General features: G+C 70.0%; 11 protein-coding genes and 1 pseudogene. 1 reads left to right on the top strand and 11 read right to left on the bottom strand.

Annotation, left to right across the window (positions count from 1 at the left end):
• Position 1: 1 nt before the first annotated feature.
• The 4 genes and pseudogenes from ACWCXX_RS31940 to ACWCXX_RS31925 form a co-directional block, all read right to left on the bottom strand.
• Positions 2-1,285 (bottom strand): ABC transporter substrate-binding protein, encoded by a 1,284-nt coding sequence (locus ACWCXX_RS31940; protein ID WP_451133350.1) that lies wholly within the window; start codon positions 1,283-1,285, stop codon positions 2-4.
• 29 nt (positions 1,286-1,314) lie between these two features.
• Positions 1,315-2,910, bottom strand: a complete 1,596-nt coding sequence (locus ACWCXX_RS31935; protein WP_451133370.1) for an FAD-dependent oxidoreductase — start codon at positions 2,908-2,910, stop codon at positions 1,315-1,317.
• Positions 2,911-2,915: 5 nt separating this feature from the next.
• Entirely contained in the window at positions 2,916-3,938 is a 1,023-nt protein-coding gene (locus tag ACWCXX_RS31930; RefSeq protein WP_451133348.1) for a LacI family DNA-binding transcriptional regulator, read from the bottom strand.
• A gap of 848 nt (positions 3,939-4,786) precedes the next feature.
• Positions 4,787-5,095: pseudogene (locus ACWCXX_RS31925) on the bottom strand (IS5/IS1182 family transposase); the annotation flags it as partial.
• 20 nt (positions 5,096-5,115) lie between these two features.
• Between ACWCXX_RS31925 and coaD the strand changes: the two are divergent.
• Entirely contained in the window at positions 5,116-5,592 is a 477-nt protein-coding gene (gene coaD, locus ACWCXX_RS31920) for a pantetheine-phosphate adenylyltransferase (RefSeq protein ID WP_451133346.1), read from the top strand.
• Positions 5,593-6,176: 584 nt separating this feature from the next.
• Here the strand turns inward: coaD and ACWCXX_RS31915 are convergent.
• From ACWCXX_RS31915 to ACWCXX_RS31885, 7 genes are read right to left on the bottom strand one after another with little or no spacing between them, the layout of a single operon-like run.
• Positions 6,177-7,841: an ABC transporter ATP-binding protein gene (locus ACWCXX_RS31915; protein WP_451133344.1), complete on the bottom strand. Its 1,665-nt coding sequence runs from the start codon at positions 7,839-7,841 to the stop codon at positions 6,177-6,179.
• Positions 7,838-9,040: a serine hydrolase domain-containing protein gene (locus ACWCXX_RS31910; protein WP_451133342.1), complete on the bottom strand. Its 1,203-nt coding sequence runs from the start codon at positions 9,038-9,040 to the stop codon at positions 7,838-7,840. Before ACWCXX_RS31910 ends, ACWCXX_RS31915 begins: the two co-directional genes overlap by 4 nt.
• On the bottom strand, positions 9,037-10,218 hold the full coding sequence (locus tag ACWCXX_RS31905; protein ID WP_451133340.1) for an anhydro-N-acetylmuramic acid kinase: 1,182 nt from the start codon (positions 10,216-10,218) through the stop codon (positions 9,037-9,039). Before ACWCXX_RS31905 ends, ACWCXX_RS31910 begins: the two co-directional genes overlap by 4 nt.
• A complete protein-coding gene (gene murQ / locus ACWCXX_RS31900) occupies positions 10,218-11,138 on the bottom strand; it encodes an N-acetylmuramic acid 6-phosphate etherase (protein ID WP_451133338.1) in 921 nt (306 codons plus the stop codon). The genes ACWCXX_RS31905 and murQ overlap by 1 nt, the downstream gene beginning before the upstream one ends.
• Positions 11,135-12,022 carry an ABC transporter permease gene (locus tag ACWCXX_RS31895; RefSeq protein ID WP_451133336.1) on the bottom strand — a complete coding sequence of 296 codons (888 nt, stop codon included), beginning with the start codon at positions 12,020-12,022 and terminating at the stop codon, positions 11,135-11,137. Before ACWCXX_RS31895 ends, murQ begins: the two co-directional genes overlap by 4 nt.
• Complete coding sequence (locus ACWCXX_RS31890) at positions 12,019-12,996, bottom strand: ABC transporter permease (protein WP_389002213.1); 978 nt, start codon at positions 12,994-12,996, stop codon at positions 12,019-12,021. Before ACWCXX_RS31890 ends, ACWCXX_RS31895 begins: the two co-directional genes overlap by 4 nt.
• The gene (locus ACWCXX_RS31885) at positions 12,996-14,540 is read right to left on the bottom strand and encodes an ABC transporter substrate-binding protein (RefSeq protein ID WP_451133333.1); all 1,545 of its coding nucleotides are present in this window, start codon (positions 14,538-14,540) and stop codon (positions 12,996-12,998) included. Before ACWCXX_RS31885 ends, ACWCXX_RS31890 begins: the two co-directional genes overlap by 1 nt.
• Positions 14,541-14,639 lie beyond the last annotated feature (99 nt).

The following is a 14,639-nucleotide window of genomic DNA, read 5'->3' as shown; positions in this document are numbered from 1 at the left end:
GTCACTTCTCCAGCAGCTGGGAGATGTTTCCGCACAGGTCGCCGAGAACGCCCTTGACGTCGGCGTTCGGCTTCCACAGCGGGTCCAGTCCGGCGCGGACCCGCTGGGCGAGTTCGGCCTGGCCGGCATGGCCCGGCTTGACCACACCCTTCTTGACGCCGCTGACCACCACGCTGTCGAGCTGGTCGTTCTTCAGCAGCGGGTTGGTCTTGGCCAGGTTCTCCGCGGTGAGCTGGGAAGCCCGGGGAGGCGGGAAGTAGGCGGCGAGCTTGGCGGAGTTCTGCGGGTTGGTGAAATAGGCGAGGAAGTCCTTGGCCTCCTTGGTGTGGCCGCCCTGCTTGACCACGCCGATGCCTGCCTGGCCGATCACCGAGTAGTCGCCGCTCGGCCCGGCCGGCAGCGGCACCAGGTCCCATTGGAACTTGGCACCCTCCAGCAGCGACGCCCGGCTGATCTGGGTGACGGTCATCGCCGCGTCGCCGGTGAAGAAGTCGGCGGACTCGCCGGGGCCCGGCATCGCCTTGTCCTCGAAGATCCCCTTGTGCAGGGCGGTCATCGCGTCGACCATCGGCTTGCTGTTGAAGGTGCAGGTCTTGCCGTCGGCACTCCAGGGCTCGGCCTTCCAGCCGCCCCAGAAGGTGGCCAGGTTGCTCCAGTCCTTGTACTCGAAGTCACGGATCACCATGCCGGCCTTGCCGGTGGAGCGGTGCACCTCGGAGCCCTCGGCGAGCACGGTCGGCCAGTCCCACTTGCCCGCCTCGATGAGCTGGTCCGGCGTCTTCTGGCCGGCCTTCTTCAGCAGGTCGCGGTTGACGAAGACACCGAACGGCGAGGTGGAGAACGGGTACGCGTACAGCTTGTCGTCGCTCTTCCAGAGCTTGGTGGTGCTCGGGAGCAGGTCGTCGTACTGGTAACCGCTGGTCTGCTTCAGGGTGTCGTCGAGCGGGACCAGGGCCCCGGAGCTGACGAAGTCGGCCGCGTCCGTCTCGAAGACCCACGCGAGGTCGGGGGCGTTGCCGCCGGTCATCTGGGTGGTGAGCGCCGTGCTGTAGGTGTCGAACGGCAGCGGGTCGAACTTGATGTCCTTGATCTCGGGGTGGTTCTTCTTGTACGCGGCGGCGATCTCGTCGAAGAGCTTCAGGTGCGGCTTGTTGGATGTCCAGACCGTCATCCGCAGGGTCACCGGACCGCTGTCGTCCCCCGAGCCGTCTCCACTGCACGCGGCCAGGACGAGCGTTGCGGACATCGCAGCGGCGACCGTGGCCAGCCCTCTTCGTATCAACATGGTGTTCTCCCTCGGTGGTGCATGGAGGCCTAGTAGCCCGTGATGTCGGGCCAGCGCAGCTCGACGCCGGCCGCGGTGAGCTGGTCCTGGAAGGCCGAGAGCAGCTCGGGGGTCTCCCGGACCGCGCGGGGGCGGGTGCCGTGAGTGAGGCAGAAGGCGGCGAGCGCGCCGGCGGCCTCCCCGATGTTCCATTCGACCGGGTGGACCCGGTAGGCGCCGTTGGTGATGTGGGTGGTGCCGATGTTCTTGCCGGCGGGCAGGAGGTTCTCGACCCTCTGCGGGAGAAGTGCGCCCAGCGGGATCTCGAACGGGCTGCAGCCGACGTCGATGTAGTTGTCGCCGCCCGTCGAGGGGTGCAGGTCGATCCGGTACATGCCGAGGCCGACGGTGTCCGGGTACCGCACGGCGCCCCGCTCCCCGCGGACGGCGAGCGAGAGGTCCTGCTCGACGACGGTGTAGTCGGCCCTGATCCGGCGCGCCTCGCGGATGTACGGGGCCTGGGCCAGGCCGTCGGTGCCCCCGGTGATGTCGCCGCGCAGCCGCAGCCCCGGGAATCCGGTGCCGCCGTCCGGGCGGGGCGCCTCGGTCTGCATCCAGTACAGGAAGGCGAAGCTCAGCTCCCTGGCCCGGCGCAGGTGGTCGGCGGCGTCGGGGACGTCGAGGACCGGGCCCTCCAAGTAGTCGATCATCGGCCAGTTGACCAGGGTGATGTCGCTGGGGTAGGCGCCGTCGGTGAAGGTGCCTCGGGCGGCGATCCGACGGAATGTCCACAGGTTGGCGTTGCCAGGATTGACCCGCTGGTCGGCGGTGACCGCCAGCGGGTCGTCGCCGGGGTTGGGGCTGAAGTCGTGCTCGACGCGCTCCAGCGTCCTGGGGTGCGGGTACCCCCAGGACAACAGCCGCCCACCCCAGACGTCGGGCTGGTAGGACCGCCAGAAGTCGTAGTCCGCGGGCTTGTCGATGGTGTGGTCGCCGTCGACGTGGTCCATCGCGAAACACACCGATACGGCCTGCATGTTCAGTGGCTGGGCGACCTGCGGGGCGCTCGGCTCGCCGGTATCGGCGGCGGACTCGAAGCCGGTGACGTACTCGGTGCCGGTGAGCGGCAGCAGCTCGCCGGTCTCGGTGGCGTCCAGCACGTAGGCGGCTGTGGCGTGGACCCTCTCGCCGGTGTCGCGGTGGGTCAGGGTCACCGCGGTCACCCGGTCGCCGTCGGTCTCGGCGGCGGTCGGCCGGTACGGCTGGAGGACGGTGAGCCGCCCGCCGGCGCGGTGGGGCGCGAGCATCGCCGAGATGACCGCCATCGCAACCCGCGGTTCGTGGCAGAGCTTGCTCACCCAGCCCCCGCCAGGGTTCAGGTCGAGGCGGGCCCTGGCCCGTTCGGTGAGCGGGTAGTGCCGGCGGTAGTAGTCGCGAATGCCGTCGCGCAGGGCCCGGTAGCCGGCCGTGACGCCGAACTGCTCCACCCAGGAATGCTCGTCCGGCGGCACTGCCTGGCTGGTGAGCTGCCCGCCGAGCCAGTCGAACTCCTCGGTCAGCACCACGGTCCGGCCGGCGCGGGCCGCGGCGAGTGCCGCGGCGACGCCGCCCAGCCCTCCGCCGACCACCAGCACATCGCTGCGTATCTCAGTCAAGAACGGTCCTTTCTCGGTTCGCCGAGGGTCTGCCCCTCGACGAAGTGGCACGGCAGAAGCCGCTGGAGCGTGGTGGTTGGCTCGTCCTCCAGCAAGGCGGCGAGGAGTTCCACCGACTGCCAGCCCATCTCCCGGCGCGGAATGCGGAAGCCGGTGCACGCGATGTCGGGGTCCGCCGACTCGGCCGGTACGCCGGTCACCACGACCGACAGGGCACCGGGCACGTCGACGCCGCGCTCCCGGGCCGCCCGGATCAGCGCGACCCCGTCGTCGTGGCCCTCGACCACGGCGGTGGTCACCCCGGCGGCGAGCAGCGCGTCCAGGATCTCCCCCGCGGACCGGCCGGCTGTCCGCTCGTGCCGGCCGCTCCCTTGAGTACCGGCGCGGAACCCGTTCATCCGGTCCTCGGCGGACTCCGCTCCCTCCCCCGCCCCGACGTAGGCGAACTCCCGGTGCCCGAGCTGCCGGGCCCGCTCGACCAGCTTCCGGGTGGCGGCGACGTAGTCCGCGCCCACGCAGGGCACCGGGCCCCCCGCGTCGTCGCGTCGGCCGACTGCCACGAACGGGTAGTTCTCGCGATTCAGCCGGGCCAGCTCGTCGTGCGGTATGTCCCGGCCGAGCAGGAGGCAGCCGTCGGCGATCCGCAGCCGGTTGTTCTCGTGGAACACCTTGCGCCGCCCGTCGGTGACCGGAGCGCTGGTGAACAGCAGCAGGTCGCACCTGAGCTGCTCGGCGCACTCCTCGATGCCACGCAGGAACGGGTAGTAGAAGTCGGCACTGGTGCTCGGGAACACCGATTCGTAGGTGAATACGCCGAGGATCTGGTTGTGCTGACGCACCATTCGACGGGCCACCGGGTCGGCCGCGTACCCGGTCTCCCGGATCACGTCGAGGACGCGCTGCCGGGTCTCGGGGGCGATGCGGGTCGTCGCGTCGGTCCTGTTGTTCAGCACGAGCGAGACCACCGCCTGGCTTACGCCTGCGAGGCGGGCGATGTCACGCTGCGTGATCCTTGGCACGGGGAACTCCTCCGGAGGCTACTGAACCCATCGCTGATAATACGTATTATCAGCCGGTGATCAGTGACGCTACTCGGGCTGTTTCACGGTGTCAACGGTCCCGATGGGCTTTGCCGGGGGTCTTGAAGCTCCGGGACAGGGTGGTCAGCAGTTCGGAACACTGGGCGATTTGACCCACTCCCGTGTTCCCGAGGCGGTAAGTGTCCATTCACCCGTTGTCCGGTGTGGTGGCCCCCGAGCTCACCGCACGCATGGCAGGCGGCAATCCCGTGGGACGACGGTTGTGCGGGTGCGTGACGGACGAACTGCGGGCCGGGGAGACGTGCGCCGGCACCTCGGCGTCCACTTCACGACCGGCCTTGCGCGGCTCGTCGACGGCCAGCCCCTGTATGTGGTGCGCCGGCAGATGACGGCGCTCGTGACGACGGTCTGGCACCACGCCTGCCCGTCCTGCCGCTCGGGCCGGCGCCGGGTGACGGAGAGGCCGCCGCCGGCCGGTGCCCCGGGAGTTGAAGGCCCTCGATGCGGCCTCGCTGTTCAGGCTGGAGGAGCGGGCGTGGGACCTCGGTTTGAGCCAGCGGTTGGAGCCGGCGTGTGTGCGAGCCAATGCGGCGACTGAGGGCACCCACTACCTGTGGCCGGTGTTGTGGCACAGCCTGTCCCACCGCCCGGACGTTCCACCTCACCTGCGGTGCGAGCTGTTGATCACTCTGCGTGCGGGAGACCGCGTGCTGAGCCTGTTGGACGTTGTGCCCGATGACTTCGCCCCGCTGCCGAGGGTGACCTCACGGGACGAGGGCATGGAGGTCGGCCGACTCCTGGACAGTTCCCCGAGCGTCCGGGAATGGCTACTGGGCAGGAGTGTCCCGAGTCGGCCGTGAAAGGCGGCGCCAGCGGATGAGTGCGCACCCCGGGCTCAGAAACGCTTCGTGGATGTCGTCGCGGATCTCCCGGCGGATGCGCAGGCGGCGGAACCAGCGCAGGCGGGCGAAGGCGCTTTCCACGACCCAGCGTTGGCTGCCGAGCCCGGATCCGTGCTCGGTGCCCCGGCGGGCGACGAGCGGTTCCACACCGAGGTCCCGGACCGGGCGGCGGTACTTGTCGTGGTCGTAGCCGCAGTCACCGGGCACGATGGCGGGGCGGCGTCGGGGCCGGCCGCTTGTTACTCTTTCCGATCATGCGAGCCCTCTTCCCAGGATCCTTCGACCCGGTCACTCAAGGGCACCAGGACGTACTTCGGCGCGCTGCCCTCCTGTTCGACGAGGTCGTCGTGTGCGTGATGTTCAATTCGAACAAGACCGGCCGCTTCTCCATCACGGAACGGCTGGACCGGCTCCGCGCGGCAGCAACTGACTTGAGTAACGTCACGGTCGACTCCCACACCGACGGTCTGCTGGTCGACTACTGCCGCCGAGTCGGAATCGACGTCGTCATCCGCGGAGTCCGCGGTGTTTCCGACCTGGACTACGAAATGCCGATGGCCCGCATGAACCACGAACTGGCCGGAGTCGAAACGTTCTTCATCGCTGCAGACCCCGACCTGGCCCACATCTCCTCCACCCTCGTCACCGCGATGAGTCAACAGGACCGTGTCCCGAACAATGATTTGAGCAAGCTTCTTCCAGCAGGTGAAGGCGGCAGGGAGGGTACCTGAAGAGTTGATCCGGCGACCGGGGCGCCCTTGAGCAAGGGCGCCTGAAGCTCCAGTGGCGGCTACTTGGTGGCTTCGCTGGCGCGAGCGGTGAGTTGGGAGAGGCGGGGTATGCCCAGGAGGACGGGGGACTGCTTTTCTCTTGCTGGGCTTCGATCTGGGCGATCTTGTCCTCGGCGCCGGCGAGGCTGACCTTGAGTCCTTCGACCTCGTCTCCGACCGCAACACCACCGGCTGACACAAACCCCAGCCCAGACTCCCTGAGTCTCCACCGCGATCACGCACCAGCTCGTAGGAACCGTCACTGTGACGCGAACCGGCCTGGCCCACGGGCGTCTTCCTCCGATGCGTGACGATCGTTTCCTCGGCCTCGAAGAAGCCCGGCTGGTCGGCACAGAATCGCTGCTGACCACCAAGGACAAGATCGAAGCGGTCATCAGGGCCAAGGCCATGATGTGCGGGTACGGGCCGGCCGGCTGGGCGTCGACACTGTCCGTCTCCACGACCCTCAGCCCCCCGGAGCCGAGGCAGCAGCCGTGCGAGGCTGCTGGTCGGCGAGTTGGGGACGGCCAGGACGCGGGATGCGGTCACACGGGCATGCTCTTTCCGGGGATGGCGTCGATGAGTTCGCGGGTGTACGGGTGGGTGGGGTGGTCGAAGATGGCTTCCGGGGTGCCTTCCTCGACGACACGGCCCTTGCGCATCACCAGGACGTGGTGGGAGACGAGGCGGACCACGTCGAGGTCGTGGCTGATGAACAGGTAGCCGAGGCCCAGTTCGCGCTGGAGGTCGACCATCAGGTCCAGGATCTGCTCCTGTACGAGCACGTCCAGCGCGGAGACCGCCTCGTCCATGACGATCAGACGGGGCTTGAGCGCGAGGGCGCGGGCGATGGCGACGCGCTGTCGCTGGCCGCCGGAGAGTTCGTGGGGGTAGCGGTCGGCCACGGAGGCGGGCAGGGCGACCTGGTCGAGGAGTTCGACCACCCGTGCCCGGTGGTCGGCGCGGCGGTCGCCGATGCCGTGCACACGCAGCGGTTCGGCAACGATCCGCTTGATGGTGTGGCGGGGGTCGAGCGAGGCGTAGGGGTTCTGGAAGACCGGCTGGACGGCGTTGCGGAAGGGCAGCAGGCGGCGGCCCTTGAGGCGGGTGATGTCCGAGCCGTCGAAGCGGGCCTCGCCGGTGTCGGACTCCTCCAGGCGCAGCGCGATGCGGGCGGTGGTGGACTTGCCGGATCCGGACTCGCCGACGATGGCCACGGTGCGCCCGGCCTGAACACTGAGGCTGACGCCGTCCACGGCGCGCAAGGGCTCGCGTCGGCCGCGGAGCCTGAACTCCTTGGTGATGTCGCGCAGTTCCAGCACCGGCGGGAGCTCCTGACGGTCCGGGTCGGCGGGCACCGGCTCGATCTTGGGGCGGGCCATGCCGGGGGCCGCCGCGAGGAGCCGCTTGGTGTAGGGGTCCTGCGGGTCGGCGATGACGGTCGTGGACGGGCCGCTCTCGACGAGGCGGCCGTTGTGCATGACGACGATGCGGTCGGCACGCTCGGCGGCCATGGCCAGGTCGTGGGTGATGAGAAGGACGGCGGTACCGAGTTCGCGGGTCAGGGCGGCCATCTGGTCGAGCACGACGCGCTGCACGGTGACGTCGAGGGCCGAGGTGGGTTCGTCGGCGATGAGGACGTCGGGGCGGCAGGCGAGGGCCATGGCGATGAGCACGCGCTGGCGCATGCCGCCGGAGAATTCGTGCGGGTACTGCTTGAAGCGGGCCGCGGCGTCGGTGATGCCGACCCTTTCGAGGAGCTGGGTGGCTTCCTTGCGAGCGGCCTCGCCCTGGGCCCGGCCGTGCACTTCGAGCGCCTCGACGATCTGCGCGCCGACGCTGAGGACCGGGTTGAGGTTGGTCATCGGGTCCTGCGGCACCATGCCGACGCGGGCTCCGCGCACCTGCCGCATGGCCCGGTCGGAGGCTGCGGTGATGTCGAAGTCTTCCAGGTGTATGGTGCCGCCCGCGATCCGTCCGTTCTCCGCCAGCAGCCGGTTGACGCAGGCGGCCAGGGTGGACTTGCCCGACCCCGAGGCGCCGACCACGGCGACGGTCTCGCCTGCCGCGAGGTCGAGGTCGACCCCGTCGACGGCGGTGAAGTCGCCGCCCGCGGTGCGGAAGACCACGGAGAGGTCGCGGATGCGGAGCTTGGGGTTGGTGCCTGCGTTGTCGATGCCCGCGGTCGGGGCGGCATGGGTGGCTTTCATGGTGACTCCTGAGCCTGCGGGGTGGTGCCGAAGCCGGCGGACCGGGACGGTGCGGGGAGCGCGGCCTCCAGGTCGAGGGCCTGGACGATGCCCTGGCGGGCGTCGTGGGCCAGGTCCGCGACGGAGAGGAGGTCGGCGCGGGCGCCGGTGGCGCCGTGCAGCCGGGTGGCGGCCATCGCGACGACCAGGGAACGGTCGGTCGCGGCGGAGAGGTGGGTGCCGGTGAATCCGTCGTGGCCGATCATGGGGACCGGGCCTTTCGGGGTGGTCAGTTCGAACCGGCGGAAGCCCAGGCCCTGGGAGGGGTCGTCGGGCGAGGCGGCGGCGGTGAACCGGGCCCGCACGGCGGCCGGCACGAACTCCTCGTCCCGGGCGAGCGCGGCCCCCAGCCGGAGCATCTCCTCGACCGGGGCGAAGAGCCCGGCGTGGCCGGCCGTGCCACCGAGGGCATGGTGGGTATTGCCGTCGGCAGCGTGGCCACGGACCGCCGTGGTGCGCCAGCCGGTGAAGTCGGCCGGGGTGAAGGGCACGGGATAGGGGACGCCATCGGCGATCATGGCGTACTCGATCTGGTCGCCGTCGGCGCAGACCACCGCCCGGGTGGGATCGACGGGCCCGTAGCCGGTGCGGGTCAGGCCGAGGGGCGCGGCCACCCACTTTTGGTAGGCCTCGGCGATACCGGTCCCGGTGATGCGCTCGATGAGACGGCCCAGGAGCTGGAAGCCGACGTCGGAGTAGAGGCGCCGCTCGCCTCGGGGGTGGCGCAGCGGCAGGCCCTCGGCGAGGTCGAGGGCCTGCTCACGGTTGGTGGCGGCGCAGTACAGCGGCCACCATGGCGTGAGGCCTCCGCGATGGGCGAGCAGGTCGGCGGCCGTGACGAGATCTTTGTCGCCGCCCCGGAATCCGGTGAGGTGGCGGTGGACGGGCTCGTCGAGGTCGAGCAGCCCTGCCGCCGTCAGTCGCATGGCCAGGGCGGTGGTGCCCGCGATCTTGCTGACCGAGGCCAGGTCGAAGAGGGCCGAGGTGGTCAGGCGCTCGCCGGGGGCGGTTTTGGTGGGGAGCGCGGCCCACCCGGCGGCGGCCAGGACGGTGTCGGTGGCGGGGGTGAGCACACCGAGGCACACCCCGGCGGGCGGGCCCTCGCCCGCACCGCCGCTGCGGCGGATCCCCTCGGCGACGGAGGTGAGGTACTGCCTCATGCGCCGGCCCCTCCCAGGACCAGGATGCGGGGCCGTACCGCCGGGGTGGCCGGGAGGGTCAGGGGCGCGGTGCCGGGCGTGAGGCGGCCCAGGACGCGTTCGGCGTCGGCGCCGGTGCAGCTGGGGACGTTGCCGGGCAGGCCGTGCAGCGTCTTCCAGCCGAGCAGCGCGAAGGCGATGGCCTCCTTGGCGTCGGAGGGGGCGGCGAGGGCGTCCGTGGTGTGGAAGCGGATCTGCGGCAGCCGGTCCGTGATCCCTTTGAGGAGGACCGGGTTGCGCACTCCCCCGCCGGACGCGTAGAGGACGTCGAGCCCGGCCTCCTCGACCGTGCGGGCGACCGTCTCGACGGTCAGCTCGGTCAGGGTGGCGACCAGGTCGTTCAGGGCGGGGCGGGCGCCGGTGCGGCGCAGCACCTCGTCGACGTACCCGGCGTGGAAGATCTCCTTGCCGGAGCTCTTGGGGGGTGCGAGGTCGTAGTACGGCTCGTCGAGCAGGGCCGCGAGGAGGGGGTGGTCGATCCGGCCGGAGGCGGCGAGGAGGCCGTCGCGGTCGAAGCTGTCGGGATGCGCGGGGTCGGCCGCGACGGCCGCGTCGATGAGGGCGTTGGCCGGGCCGATGTCCCAGGCGACGGGCTCGGCGCCGGGTGCGAGCACCGTGATGTTGGAGATGCCGCCGAGGTTCAGGGCGCCGGCGGCCAGGCCGCGCTCGGTCTCGGCGGCCAGGAGCATGCGGTCGAGGGCCGGGACCAGGGGGGCGCCCTGGCCGCCGGCGGCGATGTCGGCGCTGCGCAGGTCGGAGACGACCGGCAGCCCGGTGGCCTCGGCGATCCAGGCGGGCTGTCCGAGCTGGAGGGTGCCCAGCGCGGTGGTGCCTTCCACCCAGTGGTAGACGGTCTGGCCGTGGGTGCACACCACGTCGGCCGGGGCTGCGGCGAGCGCCGTGCGGGCGGCGTCGGCGAAGGCCTGGCCGATCCGGGTGTCCAGGGCGCAGATGTCGGCCGCAGTCACCCGGCCGGGGGGCAGAGCGTCGACGAGGTCGGCGCGGAGCTGCTCCGAGTAGGGCACGGTGTCGTGGTGGGTGACGGTTCCGTGCAGGGTGGTGCCGTCCTGCCGGAAGTCCACGACGGCCACGTCGATGCCGTCGTGGGAGGTGCCGGAGATCATGCCCAGTACACGCATCAGTGGTCCTCCAGGATGGCGCCGAGCCGGCCGGCGGCGGCGGTCAGCGCTGCGTTCGCGGTGCCCGGGTCGCAGTCGAGGGCGATCATGGCGATGGCGGTCTTCGCCTTCCAGTCGGCCTCGGCCAGGGCCCGATGGGCGGTGTCTTCGTCGGTGCCGGTGGCGGTGACAACAATCCGGACTGCGCGGTGGCGCAGCTTCTCGTTGGTGGCCTGTACGTCGACCATGAGGCTGCCGTAGGTCTTGCCGAGGCGGACCATGGCGAGCGTGGAGATCATGTTGAGCACCATCTTGGTGGCGGTGCCCGCGCGCAGCCGGGTGGACCCGCGCACGATCTCCTGGCCGATGACGACCTCCAGCGGGTGTTCCACGACTGCGGAGAGCGGGGCGCCCGCGTTGCAGGAGAGGCCCACGGTCAGGCAGCCGTGCTCGGCGGCACGTTCGACGGCTCCCAGGACATAGGGCGTACGGCCGCTGGAGGCGATGCCGACGACGGTGTCGAAGGGGCCGACGCCGAGGGCGTCGATGTCGGCGCGGCCCTGTTCGGCGTTGTCCTCGGCCGCTTCGACGGCGTCGGTGATGGCGCGCGAGCCGCCCGCGATGACGCCGACGACCCGGCCGGGGGGCACGCCGAAGGTGGGCGGGATCTCGGAGGCGTCGAGGATGCCGAGGCGTCCGGAAGTGCCCGCACCGACGTATACGAGGCGTCCTCCTCCGGCCATGCGGGGGCAGGCCGCGTCGATGACGGCCGTGATGGCGGCGGACTGCCTGCGCACGGCTCCCGCGATCTCCGCGTCGCCGTCGTTCATCAGGTGGACGAGGTCGCTGGTGGGCAGGGCGTCGAGCATGACGCCGATGCCGTCCATGCGCTCGGTGAGCAGGGAGTCGAGGGTGGTGGAGTCCGGTTCGGCGGAGCTCATCGGCGGTCTCCGGAGCGGGGGTCGAGGACGTCACGGAGGCCGGCGCTGAGCATGTTGAGACCGAGGACGATGACGACCAGGGCGAGACCGGGGCCGGCCAGGAGCCAGGGCGCGATGCTGCTCAGCGCGCGGGCGTCGTAGACCATGACTCCCAGTGACGCTGCGGGGGGCGGGGTGCCGAAGCCGAGGAAGCTCAGCGCTGCTTCGGTGAGGATCGCCCAGGACATGGTGAGGGCCACCTGGACGAGGATGATGCTTCGGATGTTCGGCAGGATGTGCTGGAAGAGGGTGGCCGTCCTGCGCTGTCCGAGGGCCGCGGCGGCGGTCACGTAGTCGGCGGAGCGCAGGGTGAGCACCGGGCCGCGGGCAACGCGGATGAAGATCGGCAGGTAGACCACGGCGATGGCCAGGGACACGGTCTGCCAGCTCCGGTCGAGCGTGGCGGCCAGGGCGAGCGCCAGGAGCAGCGACGGGAAGGCGAACAGGATGTTCGTCACCACGCCGATGATCCGGTCGGTCACCCCGCCGAAGAAGCCGGCGAGGACGCCGAGCATGATGCCGAGGACGCCGGAGATGGCGACCGAGACGCTCGCGACCAGCAGCGAGCTGCCCAGGCCCGAGGCGACCCGGGCGAACACGTCGCGCCCGAACTGGTCGGTGCCGAGCCAGTGGGAGCCGCTGGGGCTCTGGAGGGCCGCGGCGACGTCCTGGGTGGTCGGGTCGTGGGGGAGCAGACCGAGCACGCCCACGCCGGCGGTGAGCAGGACGATCAGGGTGAGGACGCCACCGATCAGGCTGGACCGATTGCGCAGCAGCGTTTTGAACACGTGCTCGCGCTTGGCCGTCTCCTCCACGGGGGCGGGAGCGAGCGTGGCCGTCGTCATCGCGACCACACCCTGGGGTCGACCAGCCGGTAGACGAGGTCGGTCAGCAGGTTGACCAGCACAAACAGAACGGCGATGACCAGCACCGTGCTCTGTACCACGGAGTACTCCTTCTGTCCCATGCCGATGAGGACCTGGCGGCCGATCCCCGGCAGGGAGAAGATCTGTTCCACGACGACGGCTCCACCCAGCAGGAACCCGAACTGGAGGCCGCTCATCGTCACGATGGGGATCAGGGCGTTGCGCAGCACGTGCCGGGTCTGGAGCAGGCGTTCGGGTACGCCTTTGGCTCGTGCGGTGCGGATGAAGTCCTCGCCGCGGATGTCGAGGATCGCGGTCCGGGTGGTCTGCATGATCGGCGAGGCGATGCTCACCCCCAGGACCAGGGCCGGCAGCAGCATCTGCTGGAGGTTGAGCAGCGGGTCCTCGGCGAGCCGCGCGTATTTCAGTCCGTTGGGGTTCCAGCCGAAGCTGTTGGCCAGCACGGTGGCCAGCACCGTGCTGGTGAGGAACACCGGCGCGGACAGCGAAAGCAGGCTGAAGGTCTGCGCGGTGGTGTCGCGCAGGGCGCCGGGACGGGAGGCGGCGAGGAGGCCGGCGGGCACGCCGATCAGGAGGGCCAGCAGAATCGCCAGGACGGCCAGCTCCGCGGTGACGGGCAGGGCCTGCGATGTCAGGTCCGCGACGCTCTGTCCCGCGTTCGAGGAGACACCGAGGTTGCCGGTGAGGACACCGCCGAGCCACGAGAAGAACTGTTCCACCAGGGGCTTGTCCACCCCGTAGTAGGCCTGCAGCTGGGCGATCTGTTCCGGGGTGAGCTCACCGGCGTCGATGCCGTAGGAGGCGGTGATCTGGTCACCGGGCAGCACCCGCAGCAGGACGAACGTCAGGACCGAGACGCCCAGCAGGGTCAGGACGGCCTCCCCGACCCTGCGCAGGACGGGGTGACCGGCGAGATAGGACAGGGTCCGCATCAGGAAACCTTCGTCTTCCAAAGGCTCTGCAGACCGGCGTCGGTGATCGCTTCGAAGCCGGTCACCCGGGTGTTCGTGGCGATGTAGCTGCGGCCGCTGTAGAGCCAGATCCAGACCGCGTTGTCCTCCAACTCCTTGGCGATCTTGCCGTAGATCTCCTTGCGTGCGGCGATGTCGGAGGTCTCGATGCCCTGGGCGAACAGCTTGTCGAGGCCGGCGGAACGGTAGCCGGCCAGCTTGTTGAAGTTGCCGTCCGAGGTGAAGTAGCGGGTGTACGAGGTGGCCGGGTCGCTGCCGGTGCCGTTGAGGGCGATGGCGGCGTCGAAGTCGCCGGCCAGCCAGCGGTCGACGTAGGCGCTGGAGTCCAGGGTCTCGATCTTCATCGTGATGCCGGCCTCGGCGAGCTGGGCCTGGATGTTCTGGGCCTCGTCGGCGGCGCTGGAGTACAGGCCCTGCGGGACGATCGCGGTGAAGGACACCTTGGACTTGCCGGCTGCGGAGAGGTGCTTCTTGGCGGCGGCGAGGTCATGGTCGGGGCAGGGACGGGCGTCCGGCGAGGAGGCGTAGGCGGGGGAGGTGATCGGGCCGACGACCTTGCCCTGGCCGAGGGCAGCGGTCTTGACGACCTGCTCCCGGTCGATGGCGCACTGGACGGCGAGACGCACGTCGGTGTCCTTGAAGACGGCGGCGTCGGCGCGCAGTTGGAGCGCGTGGTAGTCGAGCTGGTCGACATCGGTGACCTTCACCGAGCTGGACGTGGCCGTCTTGGCGGTGACGGAGTCGTCGAAGATCGCCATGTCGACGGTTCCGGAGCGCAGCGCGGAGGCCATGGCGCTTTTGTCCTCGATGACGCGGAACTCAAGGGTGCTCAGCCCGGGGCGTCCGCGGAAGTAGGTGTCGTTGCGCTCAAGCACGACCGACTGGTTGGCGGTGCGGCTCTTGAAAGAGTACGGGCCGGTGCCGACGGGCTTGGTCTTGAGGGCACTCAGAGACTTGTCCGACGGCAGGATCGAGCTGTTCACACCGCTCAGGGCGGACAGGATCGAGGAGTTGGGCTTGCTCAGCTTGATGACGACATGACCGGCGTCCGGCGCGGTGACGGCCTTGATGTCCGCCAGGGAGGTACGCGCGACCGCCTTGGTGTCCGGGTCGAGGATCTTTTCGAGGCTGTACTTGACGTCCGCGGAATCCAGCGCCGATCCGTCCGAGAAGGTCACGTTCGGCTTCAGCGTGAAGGTATAGGTGAGTCCGTCGTCGGAGACCGCGGGCAGGTCGGCCAGGCCGGCGGCCGGCGCGAGGCGAGAGTCCTCGTCCAGCAGAGAGCTGTAGACCTGCCCAAGAACCTGGTTGGACTGCACGGCAGTTGCCGTCCAAGGCAGCAGTTGGGTGGGGTCCGCGCCGATGCCGAACACCAGCGCCTCGCCGTTGGGGCCGACACCGGTTCCGCCGGCGCCACCCGAACAGGCGGTCGTCGTCATGAGAACCGTCGCTGCGATGCCGCTGGCCAGCATGAGCTTGGCAGCCGGGGCGTGTGATCTGGGCATTGCTCTCCTCTTGCAGATCCGCGGCATCACGTGACTTCCGTGACACCGGATACTGCGGAGCAGCATATTCACAAAAATTTCCATGCCAAGTGTCTAGCG

The sequence above is a fragment of the Streptomyces sp. NPDC001732 genome (assembly GCF_053596315.1).
Note: the sequence above shows the minus strand (reverse complement) of the source record. Positions and strands in the feature narration are given on the sequence as shown.

What these genes read in the sequence shown, in the direction of transcription:
- ACWCXX_RS31940 (WP_451133350.1), bottom strand. Translation starts at nt 1,285, where the DNA reads ATGTTGATACGAAGAGGGCTGGCCACGGTCGCCGCTGCGATGTCCGCA.
- coaD (WP_451133346.1), top strand. Translation starts at nt 5,116, where the DNA reads ATGCGAGCCCTCTTCCCAGGATCCTTCGACCCGGTCACTCAAGGGCAC.
- ACWCXX_RS31915 (WP_451133344.1), bottom strand. Translation starts at nt 7,841, where the DNA reads ATGAAAGCCACCCATGCCGCCCCGACCGCGGGCATCGACAACGCAGGC.
- ACWCXX_RS31910 (WP_451133342.1), bottom strand. Translation starts at nt 9,040, where the DNA reads ATGAGGCAGTACCTCACCTCCGTCGCCGAGGGGATCCGCCGCAGCGGC.
- ACWCXX_RS31905 (WP_451133340.1), bottom strand. Translation starts at nt 10,218, where the DNA reads ATGCGTGTACTGGGCATGATCTCCGGCACCTCCCACGACGGCATCGAC.
- murQ (WP_451133338.1), bottom strand. Translation starts at nt 11,138, where the DNA reads ATGAGCTCCGCCGAACCGGACTCCACCACCCTCGACTCCCTGCTCACC.
- ACWCXX_RS31895 (WP_451133336.1), bottom strand. Translation starts at nt 12,022, where the DNA reads ATGACGACGGCCACGCTCGCTCCCGCCCCCGTGGAGGAGACGGCCAAG.
- ACWCXX_RS31890 (WP_389002213.1), bottom strand. Translation starts at nt 12,996, where the DNA reads ATGCGGACCCTGTCCTATCTCGCCGGTCACCCCGTCCTGCGCAGGGTC.
- ACWCXX_RS31885 (WP_451133333.1), bottom strand. Translation starts at nt 14,540, where the DNA reads ATGCCCAGATCACACGCCCCGGCTGCCAAGCTCATGCTGGCCAGCGGC.